This is a genomic window from Amphiplicatus metriothermophilus (genome assembly GCF_900199215.1).
Classification (GTDB): Bacteria; Pseudomonadota; Alphaproteobacteria; order Caulobacterales; family Parvularculaceae; genus Amphiplicatus; species Amphiplicatus metriothermophilus.
The window spans coordinates 319,190-345,717 of sequence record NZ_FZQA01000003.1; the positions used below are offsets into that span (position 1 = coordinate 319,190).

A 26,528-nucleotide genomic window follows, 5' to 3' on the forward strand; every position below is an offset into this window, starting at 1 on the left:
ACTGATCGCCTGCGGAGCGCCGACGGAACCGGCGCCCGCCCAGGCGCGGCCCATGATCGTCGTCGACGAGAACGACGTGAAGGTCGACGAGCCGCCGCCCCACGGACGCATCGGCATGAGCACGGCTTATCGCATCAGCGACGCCGCGCCGGCGCGCGCCATGGAGTTCCGCAAGCGCGTGTTGCATCCGGGCGCGGCGATCGGAGAGCACGTGATCTCTCATGACGAAGTCTATTACGTACTTTCCGGCTCGGGCGAGGTCGTCTCCGACGGCGAGACCGCCATGTTGGAGCCAGGCATGGCGGCCTATCTTTATGAAGGCGCCAATGTGGGCATTCGCCAGATCGGGGAAGAGCCGCTCGCCCTCATCATCTCGTATCCGCTTGCCGAGCGGACGCCATGACGTTCGACTCGGCCGGCGGTCCGGATTCATGTTTTGGTAAGGAAGGTCGCGAGAATTTTAACAAAAACGTAGCGACCTGGCTTCTAGCTGGAGGCGAAGCCGGGACGCCGAACGATGAACGCCGCAGCCATCGACTTCGCCCATCTCGACCGTTACGCCTGCGGCGACGCGGCGCTGCGGGACGAAATCCTCGCGCTTTTCGTCGAGCAGGCGAGGCTGGCGATGAGTCGTCTCGATGCGGGCATGGGCGATGAAGCCTGGTCCGACGCGCTCCATCGCCTGAAAGGTTCGGCGCGCGGGGTCGGCGCCTGGCGGGTCGGCGCGCTTTGCGAACGGGGAGAGGCGCTGACGGGATGTGGCGGCGCGACCACGGCCGCGCGCCGCGCGCTTCTCAAATCTCTGGCTGCGGAAGTCGAAGCTGCGCTCGCAGAAGCGCGCAGCGTGACTGCCGTCGGCTGACGTTCAGTTCTCGTTACTCAGCGAAGACTTCCCCCAGAAACGCCGCCTCCCGGCGGTAATAGAAGAGCTTGTTGGCGAGCTTGCGCCAGCCATGGCCTTCGTCCGGGATCAGAATATAGGGCGCCTTGATCCCGTTGCGGCGGAGCGCGCGCACCATCACCTCGGTTTCGGCCTTGTCGATGCGCGGATCGCGCGCGCCATGGGAGTAAAGAACGGGAACGCGAATCCTGTCCGCATTGCGCACCGGCGAGATCTCCTCATAAAAGGCGCGCCACCTGGGATCGGCGATGTCGCCATACTCTACGCGGTCCGACGCCTTGAGGGCCGGCGAGGCGACCTCGAGCGCCGTCACCCAGTCGCCGACGCCGAAAAGGCAGACGCCGGCGTCGAAAGCGTCCGGATAGGCGCCGAGCACGGCGTTGACCATGTAGCCGCCGTAGGAGCCGCCCTTTACGGCTGCGCGGCGCGCGTCGACGCGCCCGTCCTCGTCGAGCCAGGCCAGCAAGTCGACGAGGTCGCGCACGCTGTCGAGACGCTTCTCGCGGTTGTCGAGGTTGAGATATGTCCGTCCGAACCCGGTCGAGCCGCGCACGTTCGGCTCAAAGACGGCGACGCCGCGCGCGACATGATATTGCGTCACGGGATCGAAGCCGGCTTTCGACTGGCCGGTCGGTCCGCCATGAACGTCGAACAGCACTGGCGGTTTCTCATCCGCGCCGTGATTTTTGGGCAAATAGAGCAGGCCCTGAAGCATCACGCCGTCGCGGGCGGGCGCCCGCACGCTGACGGGTTTGACGAAATCCTCCGCCTTCAGGCCGGCGAGGGTCGAACTGAACACGCGCGCGGCTTCGCGCGCTCCGATGTTCCATATGTAAACGTCGCCTGGCGTGTCATGGGCGGAGACCTTGACGAGCAGCCGCGGCGTCTCGCGCGCGCAGGAAAGGCCGAGCACGCCTTCGGGCAGCGGCGGGACCGGGATGTCGCGCCCCCGCCGCAGATCGCGCGCTTTCAGCGCGTCGAACCCTTCGCGGTTGACGCGCCATACGAGATAGCGGTCGCCGCACAGAACCGGGCTTTCGATGTCGGCGTCGTCTTCCTCCGCGATCAGCGTGAAGGCTTCCTCGGCGAAATCGTAATAGCCGAGGGCCAGAAACTCCCGCCCGTAATTGGTCGAGAAATAAACCCGCGCGCCGTCAGGGGCGGGCGCGAAAGCCTCGCCGCCGCCGAAGCCGCTCGTGAAATTCGCGGGGCTTTCCGGCCGGAACAGGGGCGTCAGAGCGCCGGTTTGCGCGTCCAACGTATAAAGGTTGTTTCCATCTTCGCCCACCGCCTCCGAGACCATCAGCTTCGCGCCGCCGGGAATCCAGGCTTCCGCAGCGAAGTGATATCGTCCCTCGAAGATCATTTGGCTTTCGCCGCTCGCCAGATCGGCGACATAGATGTCGTAGTCGTCGCCGTTGCGCTCCGTCGAGGCGTAGGCGAAGCGCGCGCCGTCCGGAGAAAAGGCGCCGAACTGGCGAAAGCCGCCTTCCGCCGCGGGCAAGACCAGGCGCTCTGATTTTCCGTCTACGGATATGAGATAGTAGGCTTCCTGCTCGTCGCCGTCATTGTCCGCGCCGTAAAGGAGCGCCCGGCCGTCGGGCGTCCACTCGAAAAAGGTGACGCCGTTGCCGAAAGTGATCTGCTCCGGCGTTCCGCCTGCGGCCGGCATGATCCAGATCTGGCGCAGGCCGGTCGTATCGAGCAGGAGCGCGATGCGCTCGCCGTCCGGCGAAATCTTCGCCGACAACGCGCCGCGCGAGAGAAGAAAGCGCGCGATATCCGGCGGCTGTTCGCCGGCGAGGCCGACCTTCAGCGGTTTCGGTTCAGGCGAGACATGCTCGATCTCGCTCGCCGCCGCGCCCGCCCAGACGAGCATTGCGCTCGCCGCAATCATCCCCAGCGTTTTCATCATCGAGGTCCCCTGCTTCGCGCCTATCTTTTCAGCTCGGACATCGCCCTGTCGATTCCCTCAAGCGTGAGGGGAAACATCCGGTCGCCCAGAAGTTCGCGCATCAGGCCGATCGACGGCGTGTAATCCCAGTGCTGTCGCGGCGTCGGATTGAGCCAGACGACGCGTTCATAGACGCTGAGCAGCCGCCGCATCCAGACCGCCCCCGCTTCCTCGTTGAAATATTCGACCGAGCCGCCGGGAACGGTGATCTCATAAGGGCTCATGGAGGCGTCGCCGACGAAAATGACCTTATAGTCGTGCGGGTATTTGTGAAGGATATCCCAGGTCGGAATTTTCTCGGTCCAGCGCCGCCGGTTGTCCTTCCACACGAAGTCGTAAAGACAGTTGTGGAAGTAGAAATACTCCATGTGCTTGAATTCCGAGCGCGCCGCCGAGAACAGCTCCTCGCAGACTCGGATGAACGGATCCATCGAGCCGCCGACGTCGAAGAACAGGAGCACTTTGACCAGGTTGCGCCGCTCGGGCCGCATTTTGATGTCCAGATAGCCGGCGCGCGCGGTGGCGTCGATGGTACCGTCGAGATCGAACTCGTCCGCGGCGCCGCGCCGCGCGAAACGGCGCAGGCGGCGCAGCGCCAGCTTGATGTTGCGCACGCCGAGCTCGACCTGATCGTCGAGATTTTTGTATTCGCGTTTCTCCCAGACCTTGACCGCGCGGCCCTGCCTTCGGCCTTGGTTTCCGATGCGCACGCCTTCCGGATTGTAGCCGCCGGAGCCGAAGGGCGAGGTTCCTCCCGTGCCGATCCATTTCGAGCCGCCCTGATGGCGCTCCTTCTGTTCTTCGAGACGCTTCTTCAGCGTCTCCATCAGCTTGTCCCAGCCGCCAAGGGCCTCGATCTGGCGCTTTTCTTCTTCCGTGAAGTAGCGCTCCGTCAGCAGACGAAGCCATTCTTCGGGAATTTCCGCCGTCACGCCCTCGGCGACGGTCTCGATCCCCTTGAAGACATGGCCGAACACGCGGTCGAACTTGTCGAGATGGCGCTCGTCCTTCACCAGCGCGGCGCGGGAGAGATAGTAGAAATCCTCCACGCGCCGGTTCGCGAGATCCGCCTCCACGGCTTCGATCAGCGTCAGATATTCGCGCAGGCTCACCGGCACGCCGGCCGATTTCAGCTCTTGGAAGAAGCGGGTGAACATGGGCGCGATGTAGCACGGGCCTTGCGCGTTCGACAGGGCGACGGGCAGCGGACGCTTGCGCGCCCCCGTTGGATGTTCTATTTTTGTTCCATGTCTTCCGCGGCGGAAATGTCGCTCGTTCACGGTCCGCCCGGCTATCGTCCGAATGTCGGGCTTCGATACCTGTTCATCGACTTCAACGCCTATTTCGCGGCGGTGGAGCAGCACGACCATCCCGGGCTGTTCGGCAGGCCGGTGGTCGTCGCGCCGCTCGCCTCGGAGAGCAGCGGCGCGATTGCGGTGAGCTATGAAGCGCGCGCCTTCGGGATCAGGCGAGGAACCCCGATCCGCGAAGCGCGCCGGCTGTGCCCGGGATTGGCGGTCATGCCCGCGCGCCACGACCGCTATGTGGCTGTGCATAAGCAATTGATGGACGAGATCGGGCGCCATCTGCCGCTGGTCAAAGTCTATTCGATCGATGAGGCCGCGTTCCGGCTTTCCCGCTCGGAGGAGCATCCCCGGGCGGCGCTTGTCGTCGCGCGGGCGATCAAGCGCGGGATCGCGGAAAATGTCGGGCCCGCCCTTCGCGCGTCCATCGGGCTCGCGCCGAGCCGGCTTCTCGCCAAGCTCGCCGCCGAGCGGAATAAGCCCGACGGGCTCACCGTTCTTGAAATAGCGGACCTGCCGCGCCGCCTCGCCGGCATGCCGCTCGAAGAGATTCCGGGCGTCGGCCCCGGCGTCGCGGCGCGGCTGGCGCGCGCCGGGGTGCATGACTTTCCCGCCCTGTGGCGCCTGCAGCCCAAACAGGCGCGCGCGATCTGGGGTTCGGTGCAGGGAGAGCGTTTCTGGTACGCGCTGCACGGCTACGAAGTCGACGAGCCTGAAACGAAGAAGTCGATGATCGGCCACAGCCGCGTGCTCTCGCGCGAGCACGAACGCCCGTGCGAAGCGCGCGTCGTCGGCCGCGCGCTGCTGCTCAAGGCGGCGAGTCGGCTGCGTCATTACGGGCTTCACGCGCGCGCGCTCACGCTGGCCGTGCGGCTGCGCCCCGTCGGCCGCTGGGAGGGCGCGCGGCGTTTTCCGCCCACGCAGGATTCCTTCAGCTTTCTGAGAGTTTTTGACGCGTTGTGGGCGGCGTTTCTCGACGAAGCCCGATGCGGCCGGGGCGCGCCCGCGCCGCGTTGCGGCGGGGTGACCGTCTATCTGCATGATCTCGCCGCGGAAGGCGCAGCCGAACTCGCCCAGCTCGATTTATTCGCGCCGTCCGATCCGGCCGCTGATCGGCGCGCGCGGTTGTGGGCGACGATCGACCGGATCAACGCCGATCTCGAACATAAGTTCGAGCGGCTTGGCGGCGGATCGAAAACCGGCGAAAAACGCCGGCGTTATGTCACGCTCGCGCGCCAGCAGGGGCTCGATCTCGACTATCTCGGCGCGAAGATCGCTTTCTCTCGCGTGCCGGAGGAGGCGGAGTTTCTGTACTGAGCGTTCGGCTCACTCGCCGAAGGCGCGCAGAAGGTTGTTGCGCAGATTGACGAGCCGGTCGCGCAAGCTGTCAGGAACCGGACAGGCGCCGAGTTCGGCGAGCGCAGTCTCGAGCTCGAACAGCAGGGCGCGATGCTCCGCCGCGCGCACGCGGCTCTTGATCCAGCCGATCGCGGCGAGCCGGCGCCCGCCCGTCACGGGCTCGACCCGGTGCACGAAGGTCGAAGGATAGAGCGCGATCGCGCCGGCCGGCGGCTTGATCGTATCCTCCGCGCCGGCGCTGTCGATGACGAGCGCGCCGCCCTCGTATTCCTCCGGCGCGCTCAGAAAGAGCGTGAAGGAAACGTCCGTGCGCGCCCCGTCGATATAGGCCGCGTCCACATGCGGACCGTAGCCCATGCCTTCGTCATAGCGGCTGACGATGAGGCGCGCGAGCCGGTCGGGCTGCGCCGCGGCGCGCACGATTCGACTGTTCAGAATCGCCCGCTCAAGAAGCGACAGCGCGCCCTTCGCCGCCGGCGCTTCGGCGCGAAGCTGAAGATTGCGCTTGGCCGCGCGCGCGCGTCCTTTGGCGGTCGCCGCGCCGTCCGTCCATAGGGTCTCGTCGGCCAGCGTTTCGCGTATGGCCGACAGGGTCGGGGCGTCGAGAATGTCGGCGATCTGGAGGATCATGGGCGCGTCATAGATCTGTCCGGGACACATCTGTAATTGCGAGGCGATTGCAAAAGCAAGCGGCCTCATTATGATGGCCGCCCTTCCAGGAACGCCAGCGAAAGGATGCGCCCATGGCTCGCCGTCTGAAACTGCTAACCGGCCTGTCGACGATCGCGCTGGGCGCGGCCGCTCTCGGCGGCTGCGGCGGCGGCGAAGGCGAGGGGGAAGCCGGCGCCCCAAGCGCGGCGGAATCAGGCCCGAGCGATCACGGCGCCCATCTCGCAGGCGAGGGCGAAGGCGGCGAAGGAGAAGGAGAGGGCGAAGGCGCGGCGGCGGCCGACCCCGCGACCGACCCGGTCGCCTATCTTCACCAGCTTTTCCTGATCCGCGGACATCTTCAGGCCGGCGCGGCGCTTTACGCCGCCGGCGAGCAGGCGATGGCCGCGACTCATATGAAGCATCCGGAGGACGAGCTTTACGCCGGTCTCGCCCCAGCCTTCGAAGCGCGCGGCGTCGACGGCTTCGCCGGCGAGCTTCAGGCTTTGGCGGCGAGCGTCGCGAATGGCGCGCCCGCCGGCGAGGTCGAGGCCGATCTCGCCGCCGTCAAGCGCGCCATCGACGCCGCGGCGGAGGCTGCGCAGGCGAGCCCGGCGGAAACCCTGCTCGCCGCGGCTGCGCTTCTGCGCACGGCGGGCGAGGAGTTCGACATCGGCGTGAAGGACGGGGCCATCGTCAATCTGCACGAATATCAGGACGCCTACGGCTTCATGACGGCGGCGGTGGAAAGACTTGCCGCCCTCGACGGCGGCGGCGGCGCGGTCGATGAGGCGATCGCGCAGGCGCGCGAGCAGGCCGCCCTTGCGCTCGCGGTCGCGTCGACGGTCATGCCGCAGGAGCCGGTCGAAGCCCGGTCTTCGACCATCTACGGCGCGGCGGCGCGGATCGAGATCATCGCGCGCGGGCTGATGTAAGCCGCTATCGCCCGCGGCGGCGCGTGCTGCGCTCCTCGCGCAGGTCCGCCGGATCGGGGCCGGGGGCATGGCCGCGCGGAAGAAGATCGCCTGGGTTCCACGGCCCGTAGCTGAAGCTGCGGGCGCCGGGGCCCGGCTGATAGCCGGTGAACGGCACGCTTTCGGGCGAAGGCCGTTTCGGCCGGCCGAGCAGCGTTTTCGCCGGATCGTACCAGCGCACGCCGGGGGTGCGGCGGAGCTGGTCGGGGAACAGCGCCATCAGCTCCATGATGTCGTCGGGCATGTTGACGGAGACGTTGAGACCGATCTCGCGCGCCTCGCCCGCTTCGATCGGATAGTCATGCGTCCAGCGCCCGCTCGACAGGAGCTTGGCGATATTGGCCGCGGCGTTGGGCGAGACGGTTCCTTCCAGCAGCTCCTGCGCGGCGCGTTCGAGCTGATCGATCGCCTTCTCGCCGAGATCGGCGAGGACGAGCGTGTAATCCTCCGTCGAGTCCGGCGACTTGGTCCGCGCCACGCGCAGGATCGAAGCGGCCGGCAGGCCGGCGATCTGCGGGTCGATGGGGCCGAGCACGGCGTGGGGGTTGAGCACGATCTCATCGGCCGCGAGCGCGATGAGCGTGCCGCCGGACATGGCGTAATGGGGTACGAAGACGGTTTTGCGCCCCTTATGGGCCTTGATCGCGCGGGCGATCTGCAAGGCCGGCAAAACCAGTCCGCCCGGCGTGTGCAGCACGATCTCCAGAGGCTGGCCGGAGGGCGTGCGCCGGATCGCCTCCAGCACCTCCTCCGCGTCGTTGAGGTCGATATAGCGAAGGTTGGGAATGCCCAGAAAACCCATCGGCTCCATGCGGTGGACGATGGTGATGATCCGCGACTTCCGCTTTTTCTGGAGCCGGGCGAAGCAGCGTTCGATCTCGGCGTTGCGGCGCTGGCGCATGAGCGCCGGCAGCACGAACAACAGCAGAATCAGCAGCAGGAACGGCAACTGGCCGGCGAGCTCTTCCATGCCCCACGCCCCTCTTTACTCAACGGGTTGCAAGCGTCGCGCCTGACGGCCGCTCCAATGCTCACGCCGTTGTTTTCCCGACGAAACCCCCTCTTTTCGGCGCGCGGACGGGCGCGCGCCGATCCCGGCCGGGATTGTGACGCAAGCAGAGCCGGCAGGCCAGCCCCCTCCCGAAAAGGCTCCAGGCGCGCCAGGCGCGTTGCGTCGCGACGCGACGCGCCCTAAGTGCGGGGGAGAGGAAGGACCTGCCCATGGCCGTCATCGCTTATCTCTTCAACGCGCTGATTCAGCTCTACATCATCGTCATCATCGTCACGGTGATCTTAAGCTGGCTTCTCGCCTTCAACGTCGTCAACCGGCACAACCGCTTCGTGGACGCGGTATGGCGGACCTGTCTGGCGCTGACCGAGCCGGCGTTGCGGCCGATCCGGAACTTTCTGCCGAGCCTCGGCGGCATCGATCTTTCGCCGATCATTCTGCTGATCGCGGTGAACGCCCTCCAGATCGGCGTGAACCGCTATGTTTTCGCCCCCCTCTTGGCGCGCGGGCTGTGAGCCGGGAGGCCGGTTCGCGGTTTTATCAGGCCGTGGAAGGCGGATTTCTCTTGCAGGCGCGCGTCATTCCGGGAGCGGCGAAGAACGAAACGGCAGGGCTCCGGCGCGGTCCCGACGGGACGGCGCGACTCGTCGTCCGCGTGGCGTCGCCGCCAGACAAGGGACGCGCAAACAGGGCCGTCGTCGAAACGCTCGCCCGCGCGCTTGGCTTGCCCAAGTCCGCGGTGTCGATTAGGGCAGGCGAAAAAGACAGGCTGAAGACGATCGCGATCGCGGACGACTCGGCGGCGGTCGCCGAACAGCTCGCCTCTCTGGCTGGCGTCGCATCGACGGATGAAAAGGAATGAGCGCCCGAATCATCGACGGCAAGGCGATCGCCTCAGCGCTTCGCGAACGGATCGGAGAAGAAGCGCGCGCCTTCGCGAAGGCGCACGGCGCGCCGCCATGCCTCGCCGTCGTCCTCGTCGGCGACGATCCGGCGAGCCAGGTCTATGTGCGCAACAAGGGTCGGGCGACGCGCGAGTCCGGCATGATCTCCATCGAGAAACGCCTGCCGGCGAGCGCAAGCGAGGCGGAGGTGGCCGCCGTCGTGCGCGCGCTCAATGAAGATCCGTCCATAGACGGAATCCTCGTCCAGATGCCGCTGCCGGTCCATATCGACGCGCACAGCGTCATCAACGAGATCGATCCGGCGAAAGACGTCGACGGCCTCACTGAGACGAACGCCGGCCGCCTTCTCCTGGGCGTGCAGGGCCTGCGTCCGTGCACGCCGGAAGGCTGCGTGATCCTGGCCAAAAGCGTGCGCGATCGATTGGAGGGATTGCGCGCCGTCGTCGTCGGGCGCTCCATTCTCGTCGGCAAGCCGTTGTCTCTTTTATTGCTGGCTGAGAACTGCACGGTCGTCATGGCGCATTCGAAAACGCGCGATCTGCCCGAGATTTGCCGTTCTGCGGACATTCTGTGCGCGGCGGTCGGCCGGCCGCGCCTGATTGAGGGCGATTGGGTGAAGAAGGGCGCGGTCGTCCTCGATATCGGCATCAATCGCGTCGAGGAAGACGGCGCCGCGCGGCTGGTCGGCGACGTCGATTTTGAAGCGGCCAAGGAAAGAGCGGAGGCGATCACGCCCGTACCCGGCGGCGTCGGGCCGATGACCATCGCCTGCCTTCTGCGCAACACGCTCATCGCCGCAGCGCGCCGACGCGGCGTTCGGGGGCCGGCGATCTGATGGGCGCGCGCGGACAACCCTTTCCGGCCGGCTCGCCGCGCGTTGCGGTGATCCTGCCCTGCTATAACGAGGAAGCGGCGATCGCGGGCGTCGTCGCAGATTTTCGCGCGGCCCTGCCCGAGGCTGCGGTTTACGTCTTCGACAACGCCTCCACCGACGCCACGGCGGCGGCGGCGCGGGACGCCGGCGCGATCGTGCGCGCGGAGCCGATGAAAGGCAAGGGCAACGCCGTGCGTCGCGCCTTCGCCGATGTCGACGCCGACATTTACGTCATGGCGGACGGCGACGGCACTTATGAGGCGGCCGCAGCGCCGGCCATGATCGCGGCCATGCGCCGGGAGAGCCTCGACATGGTCGTGGGCGTGCGCGTCCCCGACGACGAGGTCCAGGGCGCCTACCGGCCCGGCCACGTGCTGGGCAACCGGGTTTTCAGCTTCGTCTTCAGGCGGCTTTTCCGGTTGGAGCTTTCCGATCTCCTGAGCGGTTATCGCGTGCTGTCGCGCCGGTTCGTGAAGTCTTTTCCGTCCGTATCAAAAGGTTTTGAGATCGAGCTCGAAATGTCCGCGCACGCCGCCTTGCTGCGCATCCCGGTGAAAGAAGTTTCCACGCGCTACGGCGCCCGCCCGGACGGGAGCAAGAGCAAGCTCAACACCTGGCTCGACGGGGCGCGGATTCTGCGCCGTATGCTAACGTTTCTGCGACTGCATCGCCCGCTTCTCATCTTCGGCGGCGCATCCCTCGGCGCAGCGATCGCATCGTTCGTGCTCGCCGTTCCCGTCCTGATAGAATATCTGCAGACCGGCCTGGTGCCGCGCTTTCCGACGCTCATGGTCGCGACCGGCGTGATGCTGACGGCGGTGATGCTGTTCATCGTCGGGGTGATTCTCGACGCGCAGGCGCGATATTTCTCGGAAATGAAGCGCCTTCAGTATCTGCAGATTCCGGGGCCTGCGCCTGCTTTTGTGGAAACGGACGAGGCGCTCGAGACGGCCCGTTCTTGAAGGCGCGCGCGCGATCGCCATATCACCAGATGGTTTGAAGCCAGCTCAGGAGGGCGCATGAGAACGCGCCGGTCGCTTCGCGCCGTCATGCTCGCAGCGACGGCGCTCGCCGCCGTCGGCGGCGCGTCGGCGCACGCCGCGGTCGCGGCGCCGGCTCCGACAGAGGCCGTCGCGCCGAACGCGCCGGCCGTTCACGACGAGCGAGAAACCGCTAGTCCCGTCAGCGCGACAGATGTCGGCCTCGCCGCCGGTCTGACTGCGGCGCTCGCTGCGATCGTCCGGTTTCTCGGCGCACGCCGTCTTGCGCAGGCGCTCAGACGGGCGGGCGCGGCGACCGCCAGAACGGCCGCCGCCGCGGCGAAAGCGCCGGTTCGGCTCGCGAAAGGGGCGGCGCGGGCCATCGGCGCGCCGGTCCGCTACGCGCTGATCGTCATCGGCCTGGGCGTTTTCGCCCTTGCAGGGATCGCCGCGCTCGACATCGAGTGGGCGGCGGGGCTCGCCCTTGGTCTGGCGATAGGCCTTGCCGTGTGGCTTGCGGCGGTCCGGACGCGCAAGGCCTTCGCGCCGCGGCGAATGAAGGTTAATGAAAATCAATGAGTTTGGCGGGCCCGAGCTCCTTTCGGGACCGCTTGCGGCGCGATGTCGGCTTCAGGTCCCTTAAAGGCTCGTGATTTCGCGGCTGGCCCGGGGTTTGCTTCGAAGGAAGCGGACTTCGTTCCTGTCCCACTTACGCGCGAAAGCGCCGCCAGCCCCGCTCCGGCGGGGCGCTTTTTTGCGCGAACCGGCCGGGGATGTGCGCTCTCCAGTTGCGCAATGTCGGCGCATCACGATAGGTCTCGACAATGAGCCGCGTGCGCGTCGCCCCGTCCATTCTGTCCGCTGATTTCGCCCGCCTCGGAGAAGAGGTGGCGGCGGTCGCCGCAGCCGGCGCGGACTTCATCCATGTCGACGTCATGGACGGTCATTTCGTGCCGAACCTCACCATCGGCCCGATGGCGGTGAAGGCGATCCGCGGCGCGACAAAGCTGCCGTTCGACGTCCATCTGATGATCGCCCCGGTCGATCCCTTCATCGACGATTTCATCGCCGCCGGCGCGGATATCCTCACCGTTCACCCGGAAGCCGGACCGCATCTTCACCGCACGCTGCAACGGATCAAAAAAGCCGGCGCGAAGGCGGGCGTTTCGCTCAATCCGGCCACGCCCGCGCAATTCGCCGTCGAAGTGCTGGACGAGGTCGATCTCGTTCTCGTCATGAGCGTCAATCCCGGTTTCGGCGGCCAGAAGTTCATCGCCTCCCAGCTCAGGAAGATCGAGACCTTGCGCAGGGCGATCGACGACTCGGGGCGCGACATCATGCTCGAGGTCGACGGCGGCGTGAACGCCCAGACCGCGCGCGCGTGCGTCGCGGCGGGCGCCGACGTGCTGGTCGCCGGTTCGGCCGTCTTCTCGGGGGGGCCGCAGTCCTATGCGGCCAATATCGCGGCCTTGCGGGGAGGCGCTTGAGCAATGCCGGCGACGCGACGGGGAAATCAGGCGCGGGCCGGCAGACACGACCTCGTCGCGCGCGTGCAGCGCGTATGGGGCGAGAGTCCTTTCTATCAGGCGCGCCTGCGCGGTCCTGCGCCGGACCGGCTGTATCATCAGCCCAGCGATCCGCGCACGCCGGATCGCGCGCTCGCCGAATCCCTGTTCCGGGGCCGGCTCGCCATCGGCGCGGAGAGCGTCGATTGCGAGGGGGAGGTCGAACGCATCTGGGATCTCGTCGTGGCGACGGGGCCGTTGCATTCCTTTCTCCACGATTTCTCCTGGCTGCGGCACGCCGAAGCCATGGGCGAGGCCGGCGCGCGGCCGGCGCGTCGGCTTATCCGCGCCTGGCTCGATCGGTGCGAGCGTTGGTCGCCGGACGCCTGGGCGCCCTATCTGACCGGCGAGCGCCTGACGCAGCTCTGTTGCCACGCTGCGCTGGCCCTGCGCGGCGAGGATGCGCTGTGGCGCAGCAGGCTGCTTTCGTCGATGGCGCGACAGACCCGACATCTGGCGCGCGTTTGTCACCGCGCCGAGACCGGTTACGAACGTCTGATGACGGCGGCCGGCCTTGCGCTGGCGGGGCTGTGCCTGCCGGGCTGCGAAGAGCAGGCGGAGCGCGGACTCGAGCTGTTGCGCCGCGAGCTGCGCCTGCAGGTCCGTCCCGACGGCGGCCATATTAGCCGCAATCCCTCGCAGCAGCTCGCCATCGTCATCCGCCTTCAGATGATCCTGAAAGCGTTGGAGGCGCGGCGCATGCCCGTTCCGGGCTTCCTGCGCCACACTGTCGGGCGAATGGCGGCGAACGCGCTGTTCTTTCGCTGCGGCGACGGGTCGCTCGCGGTTTTCAACGGCGGGTATGAGGACGATCCGAAATCCGTGCTGGCTGTGCGTCAGGCGCTCGACGACGACTCGGTCCCGCAGGGTTTCGCGCGCCATTCCGGTTTCCAGCGTCTCGAAGCGGCGCGCGCGGTTGTGATCGCCGACGTAAGCCACGGCCGCGGACCGGAACGCTTCGACGGCGCGACGTCTTTTCATTTCTCCTCGGGACGGGGCCGCATCGTCGTCAATTGCGGCAATGGCGGGCATCTTCCCGGCGAGTGGAGCCGGGCCCTGCGACAGGCTGCGGCCCATTCGACGCTGTCTTCGGAGCCCCCGCTCGCGCTTTTCGGGGGCGGGGCGATCGCGCATCATCGGGCTGAGGACATCCGCGGCCAGTTTCTCGAAATCGAGCGCCGGGCCCACGCGGACGCGCCCGACGGGCCGCGCCACCTGCGCCGGTTTTACCTGAGCGCGGGCGGGGACGATCTGCGCGGCGAGGATGTGATTTTCCATCCGCCCGAGGCGCTCCGGCGGACCTGGCGCATCCGGTTCCATCTTCATCCGGGCATGAAAGCCTCGCTCGCGCGGGATGGACGATCCGTAATCCTGGCGCCGCCTACCCGCGAAGGCTGGCGGTTTCGCACCGACGCGCCGGAATTGCGCCTGGAAAAGAGCGTCTATTGCGGCGCCGGCGGATTGCCCGCGGCCGCGGAGCAGATCGTTCTTGCCCCGGGCGGGTTGGAAGTCGGCGACAGGGAGGCTATCGTCGTCAGATGGGCCTTTCGACGGCTCGATGGGGCGTGGACTGCCGAGGGGGACGACGGGAAACTCGAACGTGACTGACGGGGGATCTGCCTGTGCGCATGCTTGAAAAACTCATCTCCCGGTTTTCAAAACCTGACAGGATCACGCGCGGCAAGGCGATCGAGATCGATCCGGCGCTGCTTTTGCAGCGGCCGCCGCGGCGGATCGATCAGCGCGCGGCGCGCCGTCTGCTGATCGGCAAGCGCGTTCTCATCACCGGCGCCGGGGGCACGATCGGCTCGGAGCTCGCCCGTCAGGTCGCGGCGTTCGAGCCGGCGCATCTGACGCTGCTGGATAATTCCGAGTTCAATCTTTATCAGATCGACCTTGAGATGCGCGAAGCCGGCTATGCTTCGCTCATTACCTCCCAACTCGTCGACATTTGTCGGCGAGAGCATCTTGATCGCGCGTTCACGGAGGCGCGGCCGGAGATCGTGCTGCACGCGGCCGCCTTCAAGCATGTGCCGATCGTCGAGCAGAACCGCTGCGCCGGCGCGCTCGTCAACGTGCTGGGCGCGAAGAACGTGTTCGACGCTGCTACGGAAACCGGCGCGGAGTCCGTCGTTTTCATCTCCACCGACAAGGCGGTGAATCCGACGAGCTTCATGGGCGCGACGAAGCGCATCGCCGAGCTTTACGCCCAGGCGCTCGATGTCGCGCAGAACGACACCCGGTTCGTCACCGTGCGCTTCGGCAACGTTCTGGGTTCGACGGGATCGGTGACGCCGCTTTTCGCGCGGCAGATCGCCCGCGGCGGTCCCGTGACCGTGACGCATCCGGAGATTTCCCGCTATTTCATGACGACGCGCGAGGCCGTGCAGCTCGTCCTGCAGGCCGCGAGCCTCGACAGCGCCGAGAAAAGCGTCGTCACCCACGACGGCCGGGTTTTCGTGCTCGATATGGGCGAACCCGTGCGCATACTCGAGCTCGCCAAACGCATGATCGAGGCGCACGGTCTGACGCCGGGCGTCGATATCGAAATCCGCTTCACAGGGCTTCGCTCCGGAGAAAAGCTCTTCGAGGAGATTTTTCTCGATACGGACAAGCTGGTGAAGACCGGCGCGGACGGGGTTCTGCTCGCCTCCCCGGCGATGATCGACCTGCCGCTGCTCAATCCTCGGCTGTCGGACGTGATCGAACACGCGCTCGCGGGCGATCAGTCGGGTCTGGACGAGGCCGTGCATCACCTGGTGCCGGAGTTCAGCCCGACCGAAGCCGGCGGCGAGGCGGCCAAGCAACGCCCCCTCCAGCGCTGAGCCGCGCCGGCCTTGCGCGGCGCGCCGCCGGCGATTAAGCATCCCGGCGCATTCCCGAGACAGTCTGGCAGGAGCGCCCTATGTCCCAGCCGAGCCCGGTGCGGCGCGCGATCATTTCCGTTTCCGACAAGTCTGGCCTGACGGCCTTCGCGAAAAGACTCGCCGCCGCCGGCGTCGAGCTGGTCTCCACCGGCGGGACGGCGCGGGCCCTGCGCGAGGCGGGCCTCGCCCCGCGCGACGTTTCCGAGCTCACGGGCTTTCCCGAGATCATGGACGGACGCGTGAAAACGCTGCACCCGAAAGTGCATGGCGGCCTTCTCGCCCTGCGCGGGGATGCGGCGCATCAGGCGGCGATGCGGGATCACGGGATCGAGCCCGTCGATCTTCTTGTGGTCAATCTTTATCCCTTCGAGGCGACGGTCGCGCGCGGCGCGGACTATGACGAGTGCGTCGAGAACATCGACATCGGCGGGCCGGCGATGATCCGGGCCGCAGCGAAAAACCATGCTCATGTCGGCGTGGTCACCGATCCGGCGGACTATGACGCGGCGGCGACGGAGATCGAAAAGCTCGGCGGCCTGTCGCATGAGCTGAAGCGGCGTCTGGCGGCGGCGGCCTATGCGCGCACGGCCGCCTACGACGCGGCGATCGCGGCCTGGTTCGCGCGCGAGCTCGGCGAGGCGCATCCGAGAGCGATCGCCTTCTCTGGCGCGCTCAAACAGACGCTGCGCTATGGCGAGAACCCGCATCAGCGCGCGGCGCTATATCTCGGCGGCGAGGCGCGGCCGGGCGCGGCGACGGCGCGACAAGCGCAGGGCAAGGAGCTTTCCTATAACAACCTCAACGACGCCGACGCGGCTTTCGAGCTCGTCGCCGAATTCGCCGGCGCGGGTCCGGCGGTCGCCATCGTCAAGCACGCCAATCCGTGCGGCGTCGCGCTCGGCGCCAGCCTCGCGGAAGCCTACGCCAAGGCGCTCAAATGCGACCCGGTTTCGGCCTTCGGCGGAGTCATCGCCGCGAACCAGGCCCTTGATCGGGCGGCGGCGGAGAAGATCGCCGAAATATTCGCTGAGGTGGTGATCGCGCCGGATGCGGATGAAGACGCGCTTTCCGTCCTTTCCAGAAAGAAGAACGTCCGCGTGCTGCTGACCGGCATTCTGCCTGATCCGGCCGCGCCGGGGCTGACATGGCGTCCGCTCGCCGGCGGGTTTCTGGTTCAGTCGCGCGACAATGGCCGGATCCGCGAGGCGGATCTCAAGATCGTAACCAGGCGCCGGCCGACCCCGCAGGAGACGGCCGACATGCTGTTCGCCTTCACGGTCGCCAAGCATGTGAAGTCGAACGCCATCGTCTATGCTAAAAAGGGCGCGACGGTCGGGATCGGGGCCGGCCAGATGAGCCGAGTCGATTCAAGCCGCATCGCCGCCCGCAAGGCCGCGGACGCCGCCGAAGCGGCGGGCGAGCGCGAACCGCTTACAAAAGGTTCGGTCGTGGCCTCGGATGCGTTCTTTCCGTTTGCGGACGGTCTGCTCGCTGCGGCTGAAGCGGGCGCGACGGCGGTCATACAGCCCGGCGGCTCGATCCGCGACGAAGAGGTTATCGCCGCAGCCGACGAGGCCGGCCTCGCGATGGCCTTCACCGGCATGCGGCATTTCCGGCACTGACGGCCGGCGGGGTGCGGCGTCTTATACGGCGGGGCGCATCCGCTCCGTCAGGTCGCCGAGCTTTTTGGCAAGCAGCGACAGCTTGCCGACGCTGGTGACGCCGCCGCCGAGTTCGAGCTCGGTCACGAAGCGCTCGTAATTCTCGATCGCCCCCTCGCTGGTCTTGCGCCAGCGCGCCAGCACGTCCTCCAGCCATTCGGGCGTCGGCTTCTTGGGATCCGTCCTGGCGTAGGCGATGATGTTCGCCGCCAGCGCCCCTTGGCGCGCGGAGATGTCCTCGACGAGACGGCGCGCCGCCAGCCGGTCGAAGTGATCTGCAGGCGGATAGTTTCTCACCTGATCGCGCGCGAAATCGAGGCTGAAACGATGACCGACCGCGAAGTAGATCGCGCCGGCGGCCTCGCTCGACCAGCCGCTCTCGCGCGCGAGGTTCACCACGTCGAAAGCGCGCTCGAGCGCCGGCATTAGCGCGGCTTCCCGAGCGAGCTCCTCCGGCGCGCCCTCGCGCAGCCATTGCGCGGCGCGCGCCTCCAGCGCTTTAGCTGCGCCCGACGGCAGTATCGACGGCAGCGCGGCCTTGAACGCCGCGATCGGCGCGCCGTACTGGTCGATCAGCCCTTTCAGGCCTCGCTGCTCGATCAGGCCGACCGCATGCGGATCGCTGACGATCCGGTAAAGCTGCTCGCGCAAGAGCTCCGATGCGGTGTTGTAAAGCGCGATCTGCAACGAAGCAGGCGCCTTGTTGTCGAGCGCGTCGACGGCGGCGGCGAAGCTCGCGAGGTTGAGAATGCGGCGCGCCGCCTCGTAAGCCAGCGCGACCTCGGCCGCCCGCGCGCCCGTCGCTTCGACGGCGCGATAGGGAAAGCTCGCCCCGCAAGTGTCGACGATCTCGTTGGAAAGTCGCGTCGCGATGATTTCCCGGCGCAGGCGGTGGCGGACGATGCAGTCCTTGAACCGGTGTAATTCGTCCGGGAAATAGGCGAACAGCTCCCGCTCGAGCATGGGATCGTCCGGCGCGTCGGATTCCACGAGCGATTCGAAGAGCCACATCTTTGCATAGGCGAGCAGCACCGCGAGCTCCGGCCGCGCGAGGCCGAGGCCGCGGGCTTTCAGCGTCGAGATCGCTTCCGGGTCGGGCAGGAACTCGATCGCCCGGTCGAGGCGGCCTTCCCGCTCAAAGGCGGCGATGAGTCGGGCGTGGCCGTCGATCTCGCCGGGCGCGAGCGCCTCCATCATCGAAAGCGCGCGGGTCTGGTCGTAATTGTGACGCAAAACGTGCGCCGCCACGTCCTCGGTCATGGCCCGCAACAGCTCGTTGCGGTCCTCGGATTTGAGGTCGCCGTGCTCGATGGCGGACGAAAGAAGGATCTTGATGTTCACTTCGTGGTCGGAGCAGTCGACGCCGGCCGAATTGTCGATGGCGTCGGTGTTGATGCGCCCGCCCTTGCGCGCGAATTCGATGCGCCCGCGCTGCGTGAAGCCGAGATTGGCGCCTTCGCCGACGACCTTGGCCCGAGCCTCGCCGGCGTTGATGCGCACGGCGTCGTTGGCGCGGTCGCCGACCTCGGCGTTCTCCTCGTCCGACGCCTTGAAATAGGTGCCGATGCCGCCGAGCCAGAATAGCTCGACCGGCGAGGCGAGAACTGCGCGGATAAGCTCGTTGGGCGTGAGCTTGTCGGCCTTGATGTCAAGGAGCGCCTTCATTTCTGGCGAGACCGGAATGGATTTCGCCGAGCGCGAAAATACGCCGCCGCCTTTCGAGATGAGCGCTTTGTCGTAATCCTGCCAGGACGAGCGGGGCAGCTCGAACAGGCGCTTGCGCTCTTCATAGGACGTCGCGGGATCGGGATTCGGGTCGATGAAGATGTCGCGGTGGTCGAAAGCGGCGACCAGTCTGATCTGCTTCGAGAGCAGCATGCCGTTGCCGAACACGTCGCCCGACATGTCGCCGACGCCGGCGACCGTGAAGGGCTCGGTCTGGATGTCCTTGCCGAGTTCGCGGAAATGGCGCTTGACCGCCTCCCAGGCGCCGCGGGCGGTGATGCCCATCGCCTTGTGGTCGTAGCCGGCCGAGCCGCCAGAGGCGAATGCGTCGCCCAGCCAGAATCCGTACTCGGCGGAAATCGCGTTCGCAGTGTCGGAAAATGTCGCAGTGCCCTTGTCGGCGGCGACGACGAGATAGGGATCGTTATGGTCCCACAGAACCATGTTCGCCGGCGGCTTGACCGCGCCGCCCACGATATTGTCGGTCAGGTCGAGCAGGCCGCGGATGAACAGCTTGTAGGCTTCGCGCCCTTCCTCGAAGATCGCCGCGCGATCGCCGCCGACGGGAAGCTGCTTCGGATAAAATCCGCCTTTCGAACCGGTCGGCACGATGACGGCGTTCTTCACGCGCTGGGCCTTGACGAGCCCCAGAACTTCCGTGCGGAAATCTTCCCGTCTGTCCGACCAGCGTATGCCGCCGCGCGAGACGGGACCGAAGCGCAGATGCACGCCGTCGACGCGCGGGCCGGAGACGAAGATCTCGCGATAGGGCTTCGGATCGGGCAGGCCTTCCACCTTCTGGCTGTCGATCTTGAAGGAAATGTACGGTTTGGATGCGCCGTCCGCTTCGCGTTGATAAAAGTTCGTGCGCGTCATCGCCGAGAAGAGATTGAGATAGCGCCGCATGATGCGGTCTTCGTCGAGGCTTTCGACCGCTTCCAGAGACTTCAGAACCCTCTCCTCGGCGGCGGCGACTTCGTCTTCGCGCCTGTCGGCGTCCTTGGGGCCGGTCGGATTGAAACGCGCATGGAAGACTGCGATGAGCTGTCGCGCGATGTCATGATGCTTGACGAGGGCTTCTTCGATATATTTTTGCGAGAAGGAGAAGCCGGCCTGCATGTGAAACTTTGCGCAGGCGCGCAGCATCCACGCCTCGCGCCAGTTGAGCCCGGCGTTGACCACGAGCGCGTTGAACCCGTCGTCCTCGCACCATCCTTCGAGAACGGCCGCCAGGGCGTCTTCGAGAAGCGCCTTGATCGCGGCGATGTCGACGCTGCGGCCGAATTTTTCTTCCGTATGGAAATCATGTATCCAGACGGGTTCCGCGCCGGCCGGTCGAACGACGAAGCCCGCCTCCTGAATGACGCTGAGGCCGAGATTTTCGAGCGTCGGGATGAGGGAAGAAAGCCGCATCGGGCCGCCGCGGCGGTATATCTTGAGCCTGATTTCGCTGTCGGCGTCGCCCGGCCTGCGGAAGACGCGCAGCTCCCGCTCGGCCGAAGTCATGGCCTCGATTTCCGCGATGTCGACGAGCGCTTCCTCGGCGGAGGTTTTTTCGCGATAACCGGCGTCGAAGGCCTTTTCGTATTTGGCGTAAAGCCCGCGCGGCGTCGCGCCTTCATGGGCGGCGCGCATGGCGTCGAGCAGATCGTCGGTCCACTCCCGGCAGATGGCGCGGATGCGGCGCGTGAGCTCGGCGATTCCGGGTCCCTGCGGGGCGCCGGGATTGAGCCCGATGATGAAATGCACGCGCACGAGCGCCGCGTCGCCGAAATAGGGATAGAACGCCGACACGCGCCCTTCGAAGGTCGAAGCGAGAAGCGCGCCGATCGCTTCGCGCACTTCGGAGGAGAACTTCTCGCGCGGCACGTAGACGAGCGCCGAAATGAACCGGTCAAAACGGTCGCGCCGCATGAAAAGCTTCACGCGCGGGCGTTTGTACAAACGCAGGATTCCGAGCGCCGTTTCGCGCAGCGTGTCGATGTCGATCTGGAACATCTCGTCGCGCGGGAACGTCTCGAGAATGTTGATGACGGCCTTTTCGTTATGGCCGCCCGGAATGAAGCCGGCGCTTTCGACGACGTTGCGCACTTTCGCACGAAGCAACGGAATGTCGGAGGCGGGGCGATTATAGGCGTCCGAAGTGAAGAGGCCGACGAAGCGGTCCTCGCCGTTCACCTTTCCGTCTACGGAATAGGTCTTCACGCCGATATAATCCATGTAGACGCGGCGGTGAACGAGCGATTTGGCGTTGGCCTTGGCGACGAGAATCGACTCGCCCGAGCGCATGAACTCCTCGACGGCGGGCGACAGGTGCCCTTCCTCGGAATAGGTGGATTTCAGCACGCGCCGCGCCTTGTCGCGCAGAATGCCGAGGTCGCTTTCGGGATCGTGCTCGAAAACGACCTGGCCGCCGTCCTTCGCGTAGCGGTAATGGCGCACGCCGAGAAAGGCGAAACGGTTGTCCCACAGCCATTTCAGGAACTCGACTGCTTCGCGCTGCTCCTCGCGCGCGACGCCCTCGGGCCGCGAGCGTTCGAGCTGCGCGATGCAGCTCGCCAGGCGCGCGCGCATCGGCTCCCAATCGGCGACCGCGAGCGCGACGTCGTCAAGGACGCGCTTGAGCTCGGCTTCGAGCTGCGGGATCTCCTCGTCGTCGATGGGCGGATCCATCTCCGCATGGATCATGGACTCCCGGACCGGCGTTCCGCCTTCGAGCACGCGCCGGCCCTTGTCGTCGCGGGCGACGTCTACGACCGCGTTGACGAAGAACGAGACGGCCTTGCCTGCATCGGCGAGCGCGCCGGTGACGGAGTCGACGAGGAACGGTTTGTCGTCGGCGACGATGTCGAGAAAGAGCCGGGTCTGGCGCCAGTCCTTCGCCTTGTTGAGACGCAGCTTGATGAGATGCGCGCCCGGCGCGCGTTTCTCGCTCGCCTTCCAGGCCGCGACGGCGCGATCAAGAAGAAGCTGCGGCTCCTCCCAGAACCTGTCTTCCCCGGTCGCGAAGCGGACGATCTGCGTCGCATAGCTCGCAAAAGCAGGGGAGATTTCGCCGTTCGCGTCGAACTCGCCGCGTTTCGTTTCCTTTGCGAAGGCGAGAAGCTTGCCGAGAATGGCTTCGTCGGCGTCGGACTGGAACCCTTCGGGCATTCTGCTTTTCCTCCAGGCGCCGGCGCATGACGCGAACGGCCGCCCCTCAAGGGCGGCTTCCGGCCGCGAAAGCGGGTCCTCGCCCGCATTCGCAGCGGTCATGCGATGCGGCTTCTTGATGGCGCGGTCTTAACGTGAAGACGTTCAGGAAGTCTAACGAATTGAATGTCGCGGCGCCGTCTCGAAGACCCATCGGTCATCCGCGCCGGTCTTGCGCGTCAGACGGCCGCCGCGCCCGCGCCGTGCGGCGCATCCTGTTCAGGCGCCTCCTCCGCATCAAGATTGCGTCTGGCCAAAGAGGTCCGCGGGAACCGCCGCTGCGCCTGCCCGCCCAGATGGCGGTTCAGCAGGAAAAGCGCGACCGCGCCGGCGAGGAACGCCGCGGCGGCGCCGAAAAACGCGAGCGCCGGTCCGCCGACGCGCCAGGCGCCGACGAAGCAGAACAGCGCGGCCGGAGCCCAAAGCGCGGCGGCGCTCTTGTCGTGAGGAGCGTGCAGCATGGCCGCCCCGAGAGCGCCGACGAGGATCAGCGCAAGGGTCTGCATCGCAAGGGCGTCGGGCGCGCCCGCCGGCAGGACGATGACCGCGCCCGCGCCGAATCCGGCGCCGAGCGCGCTCAGCGCCGCGGTGTAGTTCGCCCGCCAGAGAAAGGGGCGCGCGGCGCTGGCTGAACCGGCGCGGAAATCGGCGAGCAGACGGCGGCATGCGTAAAGCGCGCCGAGCAGGATCGCCGCCCAGACGAAGGCGCGAAAAGGATAGGCGCCGCCGGCGGTCACGGCGATGAAAATTCCGACGCCGGCGATGAGCGCGAGCCCCGCGCCGCCCCAGCGGGAGAGCAGGTCGATCAAGTGAAGCTGCGCCGCGCGCGAGCGCGGACGCCTTCTCGGGCGGGCCCGGCGCGCCTCCGCTTCCAGACGGGCCTGCAGTTCGTGGACGGCGGGCCGCGCGCCTGGAGATCTTTGCATGTAGCCCTCCCGACCTGATTTGCCGTCGTTTCCGACTCCGCCGTCCTGGCGTTAAATTCGCGTTAACGTTCAGGCGGCCTTGGCCAATCTGGTGAAGCGATTTGCCGGCGCGGTCGAGGCTTTTTGGAAAGCAGAAGCCGTCGCCGGGCGCGGCGTCAGCGCGCGCCGCCGTCGTCTGTTTCTTCCAGCCGTCTGTAATGCGCGTCGATCGCGACGCCGAGCTGCTGAAGCTCGCCGCGCAGGACGAGCGCGTCGACATTCATGGGATCGAGCTTGAGCGCGGCGACGACATCCTCCGCCGCGGCGCGATGCTTGAGAAGGGCCATATGCGCGCGGGCGCGGTCGACATAGGCGTCCGTCGAGACGAAGCCGGCCTGTTCGGCCTTCGTGACCGCATCGGCGGCGGCCTGATATTCCTCCCGCGCGAGGCGGATCTTCGCGGCGGTCAGGTAAAGCTCACCGGCTTCGGGCGCCCTGGCGAAGGCCGCGTCCAGCGCCTCGGCGGCGAGACCGATTTCGCCCGCTTCGAGCCAGGCGCGGGCGGCCTGCGCGAGAATGCGCGCGCGCACGAGGTCGTCGCCCGCGTCGGGCCTGTCGGCGAGTTCGAGAAGCCGAACGGCGGCGAGTTTCGGATAGCCGGCTGCAAGGTCGGCGACCGCAAGACAATGAAGCGCCGGCGCGCCGCCGCCGTCCGCATGCCAGCGCTCGGCGGCCTTTCGCGCCTCGGCGATGCTTTCGCCGAGACGGGCGACGCATTCCTCATAGCGCGTGTCGAGAACTTCGTGGGCCAGCGGGAGCGGTTCGGACACGGCGAGCGCCGCGGCGAGCGCCGCGATGTGGAGACCGATCATGCGTCGAGCCTATACCGCCGGGAGAGGGCGAAAAAGCGGCGGCGTCATTCCGCTGCGCGGGCTTTGGGCCGGGCGCGCCTTGGCGCGCGGCGGCGCGGGCTGGCGGCGGGCTCCTTCTTGGGCGAGGCGCCGTCTTTGGGCGGCTTCCCCTCGCGGCGCGTCGCCGAGGCGGGGGCGGCCGCATCGGGCGCGCCAGCCGCAGTCTCGGGCGGAGACGGCAGATAGCAGGTCACGCGCGTGCCTTTGCCGGGCTCGGACTCCATGCGCACCCAGCCGCCATGCAACGTGATGAAGCGCTGCACCAGCGACAGGCCCAGCCCGGCGCCGGCGCTCGGGCCGCGGCTCTCGAACGGATCGAAGGCCTTGGCCTGATCCTCTGGCGAGACGCCGCGGCCGGTGTCGGCGACCCAGACGCGCACGAGGCCGGGCGCGCGATCTGCGCCGAGCACGACCTCGCCGCCGGCGCCCGTATAGGCGAAGGCGTTCGACAGCAGATTGAACAGCACCTGTTTCAGACGCTTCACGTCCGCCCTGATGCAGCCGATGTCCTTGGGGCAGTCGACCTTGAGCGAGACCTGCGTGTCTTCCGCCTTCAGCGCGGCGTAGGTGGCCGCGCTTTCGAGCAGGTCGCGCACGTCGACCTCGCCCGGCTCGAGCGTCATCTTGCCGGCGTCGATCACGGCGAGGTCGATGATGTCGTTGATCAGATCGCGCAGGTGATGCGAGGCCGAAAGAATGCTGGCGATGTAATCCTTCTGCCGATCGTTCAGCACGCCGAACATCTGTCCGTCGAGCATCTCGGCGAAGCCGATGATCGTCGCGAGCGGCGTTCTGAGCTGGTACGAGACATGGTCGACGAATTTCGACTTCTGCCGGTCGATGTCTTCGAGGAAGGCGTTGCGCTCCTTGAGCTCTTTCTCGCGCTCGCGGCTGTCGGTCACGTCCAGGAAGTGCGCGAGCGTCGCGCCGTCGGGCAGCGGCTCGATTCCGAAAGACAGGGTCCGCCCGTCCGCCAGGGCGACGGAAAGGTCCTTGACGGAGACGCGATCCTCCGGCGACAGCGACGTCGCGCGACGCTTGATGTCGGCGATCGCCTCGTCGCCGGCGCGGATCTGGTCTTTGAGCGCGGCGAGGACGCGATCGATATGCGGCCGCGCGTTCAGAAGCTCTTCATCGAGGCGCCACAGCCGCAGGAAAGAGGCGTTGTATAGGCGCAACGATCCGTCTGCAGAAAAAACGGCGACGCCTTCGGCGAGATTGTTCAAGGTCGCGCGTTGGACCTTGATCTGCGTATTGTAGCGCGCTTCGAGATCCAGCCGCTCCGTGATGTCGTCGAAGACGCACAGGACGCCGCCGAGCGGATGGCGCGCGCGCGCCACGCGCAGGGTGCGCCCGTCCGGCAGGTGCCAGATGTCGTCCGGCGCCTCGCCGTCGCGCTCGCCCCCGGGCGCGGCGAGTTCGCCCGTGTAAAGGGCGAGCTGTTCGGCTTTCCATTCGGCGTAATCGGCGCGCTCGGGCAGCTTGCCGGCATGGCGCAGAAGGTCGAGGAGCTCGCCGTGGCTCGGCTGGACGGCGAGATCGGCTTCGTCGAGGCCCCATAGCCGGAGAAAAGCCTGATTGTGATAGATGAGGTTCTGGGCCGCGCCGAACAGCGCGACGGCGGTCGGAATCTGGTCGAGCGCGCGCCGGTTCGCCTCGATGTGGTGGCGCAGCTCCGTACGCGCCCGGTCTAGCTCGGTGATGTCGACGGCGATCCCGCCGAGCGCCGCGTCGTCGGCGGCGTGCATCGGCGTCTCGACGATCTTCAGCACGCGGCGTTCGCCGCGGATGTTGACGATGATCCGGCCTTCCGCCGGCCGGCGCTCGGCGGCCGCCTTTTCGGCGATCTTGCGCGCGGCGGGATCGAGCTCGACCTGATCCTTGAGGACCGCGGCCGGGGCGAGGCCCTCGACCGCCTCCGCATAGGCGCGGTTGACCCAGACGAGGGAAAGATCGGCGCCGCGCCGCCAGGCGGGCAGGGGCGCGCGTTCGAGCAGGGTGAGCGCGCCGTGCAGGTCTGTCGTGCGCTCGCGCACCTTGCCCATGATCCCGGTGTCCTCGGCCATGCGCGCGGCAGGGTCGGTGAGCCAGAGCGCGACCTGACCGCCGGCGACCCGGCCGTCGGCTTCGATCGCGCGGCCTTCCGAGGTCACGACGGAGCCGGAAAACGCGATTCCGTGAGCTCGCAGCTCGCGGACCTTGTCCTTGAGCTTCTTGGTCTCTCCCGGCGCGCTGTCGTCTTCGACGGGAAGCTCGCCGAGGGTTTCGAGGAGCCGGTCCACCGGGGAGGCGAGGGGGTCGTCATTTTCCCTGGCGAAGGAAAGGAGAGAGGCGAGCGCTGCCGGACCGCCGAGAATCTTGGGCAGGCCCCAGCCGCTTTCAATGGCGTCGTAATCGTCCTCCCAGACCAGCACGAGGCCCGGATGGGCCGACAGCACCGCGTCGGCCTTCTCAAGCTGCGCCTCCATCTCGGCGAGCTTCTCGGACCAGGTGACGGATTGGGTGCGCGAGGCGGCCGAGACGCGCGCCGCCCAGGCGATCGCCGCGATGGCCACGCCGACCGCGCCGGCCGCCGTGACCGCCAGCGGATCGAACCGGCCGGCCGCGGCGGCGATATCGGCGAGCCCCTGCGCCGCGGCGGGGCTCGCGCCGAGAACGCCCGCCGCGCCTGCGCCGAAAAGCGCCCGGCGTCTCAAGCGCCCCGTCCCGCCTCTGTCTTTTTCTGCGCGCCCCATCGACTTTCCGCTTCGCCGGACGGGCGGACGGCGCGTCGCCGCAGCCGTCTCGAACGCCC

The 26,528-nt window shown here is 67.1% G+C and carries 21 protein-coding genes; 13 read left to right on the plus strand and 8 right to left on the minus strand.

Features of this window, described 5'->3' with window-relative positions; translation table 11 throughout:
• Positions 1 to 52: 52 nt before the first annotated feature.
• Together CHB64_RS09245 and CHB64_RS09250 are read left to right on the plus strand one after the other, a co-directional pair.
• Positions 53 to 403 (plus strand): cupin domain-containing protein, encoded by a 351-nt coding sequence (locus CHB64_RS09245; protein ID WP_089412434.1) that lies wholly within the window; start codon positions 53 to 55, stop codon positions 401 to 403.
• A 114-nt stretch (positions 404 to 517) separates the two neighbouring features.
• Positions 518 to 862, plus strand: a complete 345-nt coding sequence (locus CHB64_RS09250) for an Hpt domain-containing protein (RefSeq protein ID WP_089412321.1) — start codon at positions 518 to 520, stop codon at positions 860 to 862.
• Positions 863 to 875: 13 nt separating this feature from the next.
• Here CHB64_RS09250 and CHB64_RS09255 read toward each other — a convergent pair whose 3' ends face one another.
• Together CHB64_RS09255 and CHB64_RS09260 are read right to left on the minus strand one after the other, a co-directional pair.
• Positions 876 to 2,816, minus strand: coding sequence for a S9 family peptidase (locus CHB64_RS09255; RefSeq protein WP_089412322.1), 1,941 nt, complete (start codon positions 2,814 to 2,816; stop codon positions 876 to 878).
• A 20-nt stretch (positions 2,817 to 2,836) separates the two neighbouring features.
• Entirely contained in the window at positions 2,837 to 4,012 is a 1,176-nt protein-coding gene (locus CHB64_RS09260) for a vWA domain-containing protein (protein WP_089412323.1), read from the minus strand.
• Between the two features lie 108 nt (positions 4,013 to 4,120).
• Here CHB64_RS09260 and CHB64_RS09265 point away from each other — a divergent pair, with 108 nt between their 5' ends.
• Complete coding sequence (locus tag CHB64_RS09265; RefSeq protein WP_159462465.1) at positions 4,121 to 5,476, plus strand: Y-family DNA polymerase; 1,356 nt, start codon at positions 4,121 to 4,123, stop codon at positions 5,474 to 5,476.
• A gap of 9 nt (positions 5,477 to 5,485) precedes the next feature.
• Here the strand turns inward: CHB64_RS09265 and CHB64_RS09270 are convergent, their stop codons facing one another.
• On the minus strand, positions 5,486 to 6,148 hold the full coding sequence (locus CHB64_RS09270; RefSeq protein ID WP_159462466.1) for a Fe2+-dependent dioxygenase: 663 nt from the start codon (positions 6,146 to 6,148) through the stop codon (positions 5,486 to 5,488).
• Between the two features lie 113 nt (positions 6,149 to 6,261).
• On the opposite strand from CHB64_RS09270, the gene CHB64_RS09275 reads away from it, so the two are divergent.
• Positions 6,262 to 7,101 carry a hypothetical protein gene (locus CHB64_RS09275; protein ID WP_089412326.1) on the plus strand — a complete coding sequence of 280 codons (840 nt, stop codon included), beginning with the start codon at positions 6,262 to 6,264 and terminating at the stop codon, positions 7,099 to 7,101.
• Positions 7,102 to 7,105: 4 nt separating this feature from the next.
• Here CHB64_RS09275 and CHB64_RS09280 read toward each other — a convergent pair whose 3' ends face one another.
• Positions 7,106 to 8,110 (minus strand): SDH family Clp fold serine proteinase, encoded by a 1,005-nt coding sequence (locus CHB64_RS09280; protein WP_089412327.1) that lies wholly within the window; start codon positions 8,108 to 8,110, stop codon positions 7,106 to 7,108.
• Between the two features lie 251 nt (positions 8,111 to 8,361).
• Here CHB64_RS09280 and CHB64_RS09285 point away from each other — a divergent pair, with 251 nt between their 5' ends.
• From CHB64_RS09285 to purH, 9 genes are all read left to right on the plus strand, one after another.
• Positions 8,362 to 8,664 carry a YggT family protein gene (locus CHB64_RS09285; protein ID WP_089412328.1) on the plus strand — a complete coding sequence of 101 codons (303 nt, stop codon included), beginning with the start codon at positions 8,362 to 8,364 and terminating at the stop codon, positions 8,662 to 8,664.
• A complete protein-coding gene (locus CHB64_RS09290) occupies positions 8,661 to 9,011 on the plus strand; it encodes a DUF167 domain-containing protein (protein WP_089412329.1) in 351 nt (116 codons plus the stop codon). The genes CHB64_RS09285 and CHB64_RS09290 overlap by 4 nt, the downstream gene beginning before the upstream one ends.
• The gene (gene folD, locus CHB64_RS09295) at positions 9,008 to 9,889 is read left to right on the plus strand and encodes a bifunctional methylenetetrahydrofolate dehydrogenase/methenyltetrahydrofolate cyclohydrolase FolD (protein WP_089412330.1); all 882 of its coding nucleotides are present in this window, start codon (positions 9,008 to 9,010) and stop codon (positions 9,887 to 9,889) included. Before CHB64_RS09290 ends, folD begins: the two co-directional genes overlap by 4 nt.
• A complete protein-coding gene (locus CHB64_RS09300; protein WP_089412331.1) occupies positions 9,889 to 10,890 on the plus strand; it encodes a glycosyltransferase in 1,002 nt (333 codons plus the stop codon). Before folD ends, CHB64_RS09300 begins: the two co-directional genes overlap by 1 nt.
• 57 nt (positions 10,891 to 10,947) lie before the next feature.
• Positions 10,948 to 11,487 (plus strand): hypothetical protein, encoded by a 540-nt coding sequence (locus tag CHB64_RS09305; protein ID WP_089412332.1) that lies wholly within the window; start codon positions 10,948 to 10,950, stop codon positions 11,485 to 11,487.
• Between the two features lie 245 nt (positions 11,488 to 11,732).
• A complete protein-coding gene (gene rpe / locus CHB64_RS09310; RefSeq protein ID WP_089412333.1) occupies positions 11,733 to 12,395 on the plus strand; it encodes a ribulose-phosphate 3-epimerase in 663 nt (220 codons plus the stop codon).
• A gap of 3 nt (positions 12,396 to 12,398) precedes the next feature.
• Positions 12,399 to 14,081: a heparinase II/III family protein gene (locus CHB64_RS09315; RefSeq protein WP_089412334.1), complete on the plus strand. Its 1,683-nt coding sequence runs from the start codon at positions 12,399 to 12,401 to the stop codon at positions 14,079 to 14,081.
• 20 nt (positions 14,082 to 14,101) lie between these two features.
• Positions 14,102 to 15,298 carry a UDP-N-acetylglucosamine 4,6-dehydratase family protein gene (locus CHB64_RS09320; protein ID WP_089412335.1) on the plus strand — a complete coding sequence of 399 codons (1,197 nt, stop codon included), beginning with the start codon at positions 14,102 to 14,104 and terminating at the stop codon, positions 15,296 to 15,298.
• Positions 15,299 to 15,378: 80 nt separating this feature from the next.
• Positions 15,379 to 16,962 (plus strand): bifunctional phosphoribosylaminoimidazolecarboxamide formyltransferase/IMP cyclohydrolase, encoded by a 1,584-nt coding sequence (gene purH / locus CHB64_RS09325; protein WP_089412336.1) that lies wholly within the window; start codon positions 15,379 to 15,381, stop codon positions 16,960 to 16,962.
• Between the two features lie 21 nt (positions 16,963 to 16,983).
• Here the strand turns inward: purH and CHB64_RS09330 are convergent, their stop codons facing one another.
• From CHB64_RS09330 to CHB64_RS09345, 4 genes are all read right to left on the minus strand, one after another.
• Entirely contained in the window at positions 16,984 to 21,879 is a 4,896-nt protein-coding gene (locus CHB64_RS09330; RefSeq protein WP_159462467.1) for an NAD-glutamate dehydrogenase, read from the minus strand.
• A 218-nt stretch (positions 21,880 to 22,097) separates the two neighbouring features.
• Entirely contained in the window at positions 22,098 to 22,844 is a 747-nt protein-coding gene (locus tag CHB64_RS09335) for a hypothetical protein (RefSeq protein WP_089412338.1), read from the minus strand.
• A gap of 155 nt (positions 22,845 to 22,999) precedes the next feature.
• Positions 23,000 to 23,695, minus strand: coding sequence for a tetratricopeptide repeat protein (locus CHB64_RS09340; RefSeq protein ID WP_089412339.1), 696 nt, complete (start codon positions 23,693 to 23,695; stop codon positions 23,000 to 23,002).
• 44 nt (positions 23,696 to 23,739) lie between these two features.
• The gene (locus CHB64_RS09345) at positions 23,740 to 26,430 is read right to left on the minus strand and encodes a sensor histidine kinase (RefSeq protein WP_089412340.1); all 2,691 of its coding nucleotides are present in this window, start codon (positions 26,428 to 26,430) and stop codon (positions 23,740 to 23,742) included.
• Between the last annotated feature and the right edge of the window lie 98 nt (positions 26,431 to 26,528).

Excerpts from the sequence above, each read along its gene's own strand:
- CHB64_RS09245 (WP_089412434.1), top strand. The coding sequence starts at position 53 with ATGATCGTCGTCGACGAGAACGACGTGAAGGTCGACGAGCCGCCGCCC.
- CHB64_RS09250 (WP_089412321.1), top strand. The coding sequence starts at position 518 with ATGAACGCCGCAGCCATCGACTTCGCCCATCTCGACCGTTACGCCTGC.
- CHB64_RS09255 (WP_089412322.1), bottom strand. The coding sequence starts at position 2,816 with ATGATGAAAACGCTGGGGATGATTGCGGCGAGCGCAATGCTCGTCTGG.
- CHB64_RS09260 (WP_089412323.1), bottom strand. The coding sequence starts at position 4,012 with ATGTTCACCCGCTTCTTCCAAGAGCTGAAATCGGCCGGCGTGCCGGTG.
- CHB64_RS09265 (WP_159462465.1), top strand. The coding sequence starts at position 4,121 with ATGTCGCTCGTTCACGGTCCGCCCGGCTATCGTCCGAATGTCGGGCTT.
- CHB64_RS09270 (WP_159462466.1), bottom strand. The coding sequence starts at position 6,148 with ATGATCCTCCAGATCGCCGACATTCTCGACGCCCCGACCCTGTCGGCC.
- CHB64_RS09275 (WP_089412326.1), top strand. The coding sequence starts at position 6,262 with ATGGCTCGCCGTCTGAAACTGCTAACCGGCCTGTCGACGATCGCGCTG.
- CHB64_RS09280 (WP_089412327.1), bottom strand. The coding sequence starts at position 8,110 with ATGGAAGAGCTCGCCGGCCAGTTGCCGTTCCTGCTGCTGATTCTGCTG.
- CHB64_RS09285 (WP_089412328.1), top strand. The coding sequence starts at position 8,362 with ATGGCCGTCATCGCTTATCTCTTCAACGCGCTGATTCAGCTCTACATC.
- folD (WP_089412330.1), top strand. The coding sequence starts at position 9,008 with ATGAGCGCCCGAATCATCGACGGCAAGGCGATCGCCTCAGCGCTTCGC.
- CHB64_RS09300 (WP_089412331.1), top strand. The coding sequence starts at position 9,889 with ATGGGCGCGCGCGGACAACCCTTTCCGGCCGGCTCGCCGCGCGTTGCG.
- CHB64_RS09305 (WP_089412332.1), top strand. The coding sequence starts at position 10,948 with ATGAGAACGCGCCGGTCGCTTCGCGCCGTCATGCTCGCAGCGACGGCG.
- rpe (WP_089412333.1), top strand. The coding sequence starts at position 11,733 with ATGAGCCGCGTGCGCGTCGCCCCGTCCATTCTGTCCGCTGATTTCGCC.
- CHB64_RS09315 (WP_089412334.1), top strand. The coding sequence starts at position 12,399 with ATGCCGGCGACGCGACGGGGAAATCAGGCGCGGGCCGGCAGACACGAC.
- CHB64_RS09320 (WP_089412335.1), top strand. The coding sequence starts at position 14,102 with ATGCTTGAAAAACTCATCTCCCGGTTTTCAAAACCTGACAGGATCACG.
- purH (WP_089412336.1), top strand. The coding sequence starts at position 15,379 with ATGTCCCAGCCGAGCCCGGTGCGGCGCGCGATCATTTCCGTTTCCGAC.
- CHB64_RS09330 (WP_159462467.1), bottom strand. The coding sequence starts at position 21,879 with ATGCCCGAAGGGTTCCAGTCCGACGCCGACGAAGCCATTCTCGGCAAG.
- CHB64_RS09335 (WP_089412338.1), bottom strand. The coding sequence starts at position 22,844 with ATGCAAAGATCTCCAGGCGCGCGGCCCGCCGTCCACGAACTGCAGGCC.
- CHB64_RS09340 (WP_089412339.1), bottom strand. The coding sequence starts at position 23,695 with ATGATCGGTCTCCACATCGCGGCGCTCGCCGCGGCGCTCGCCGTGTCC.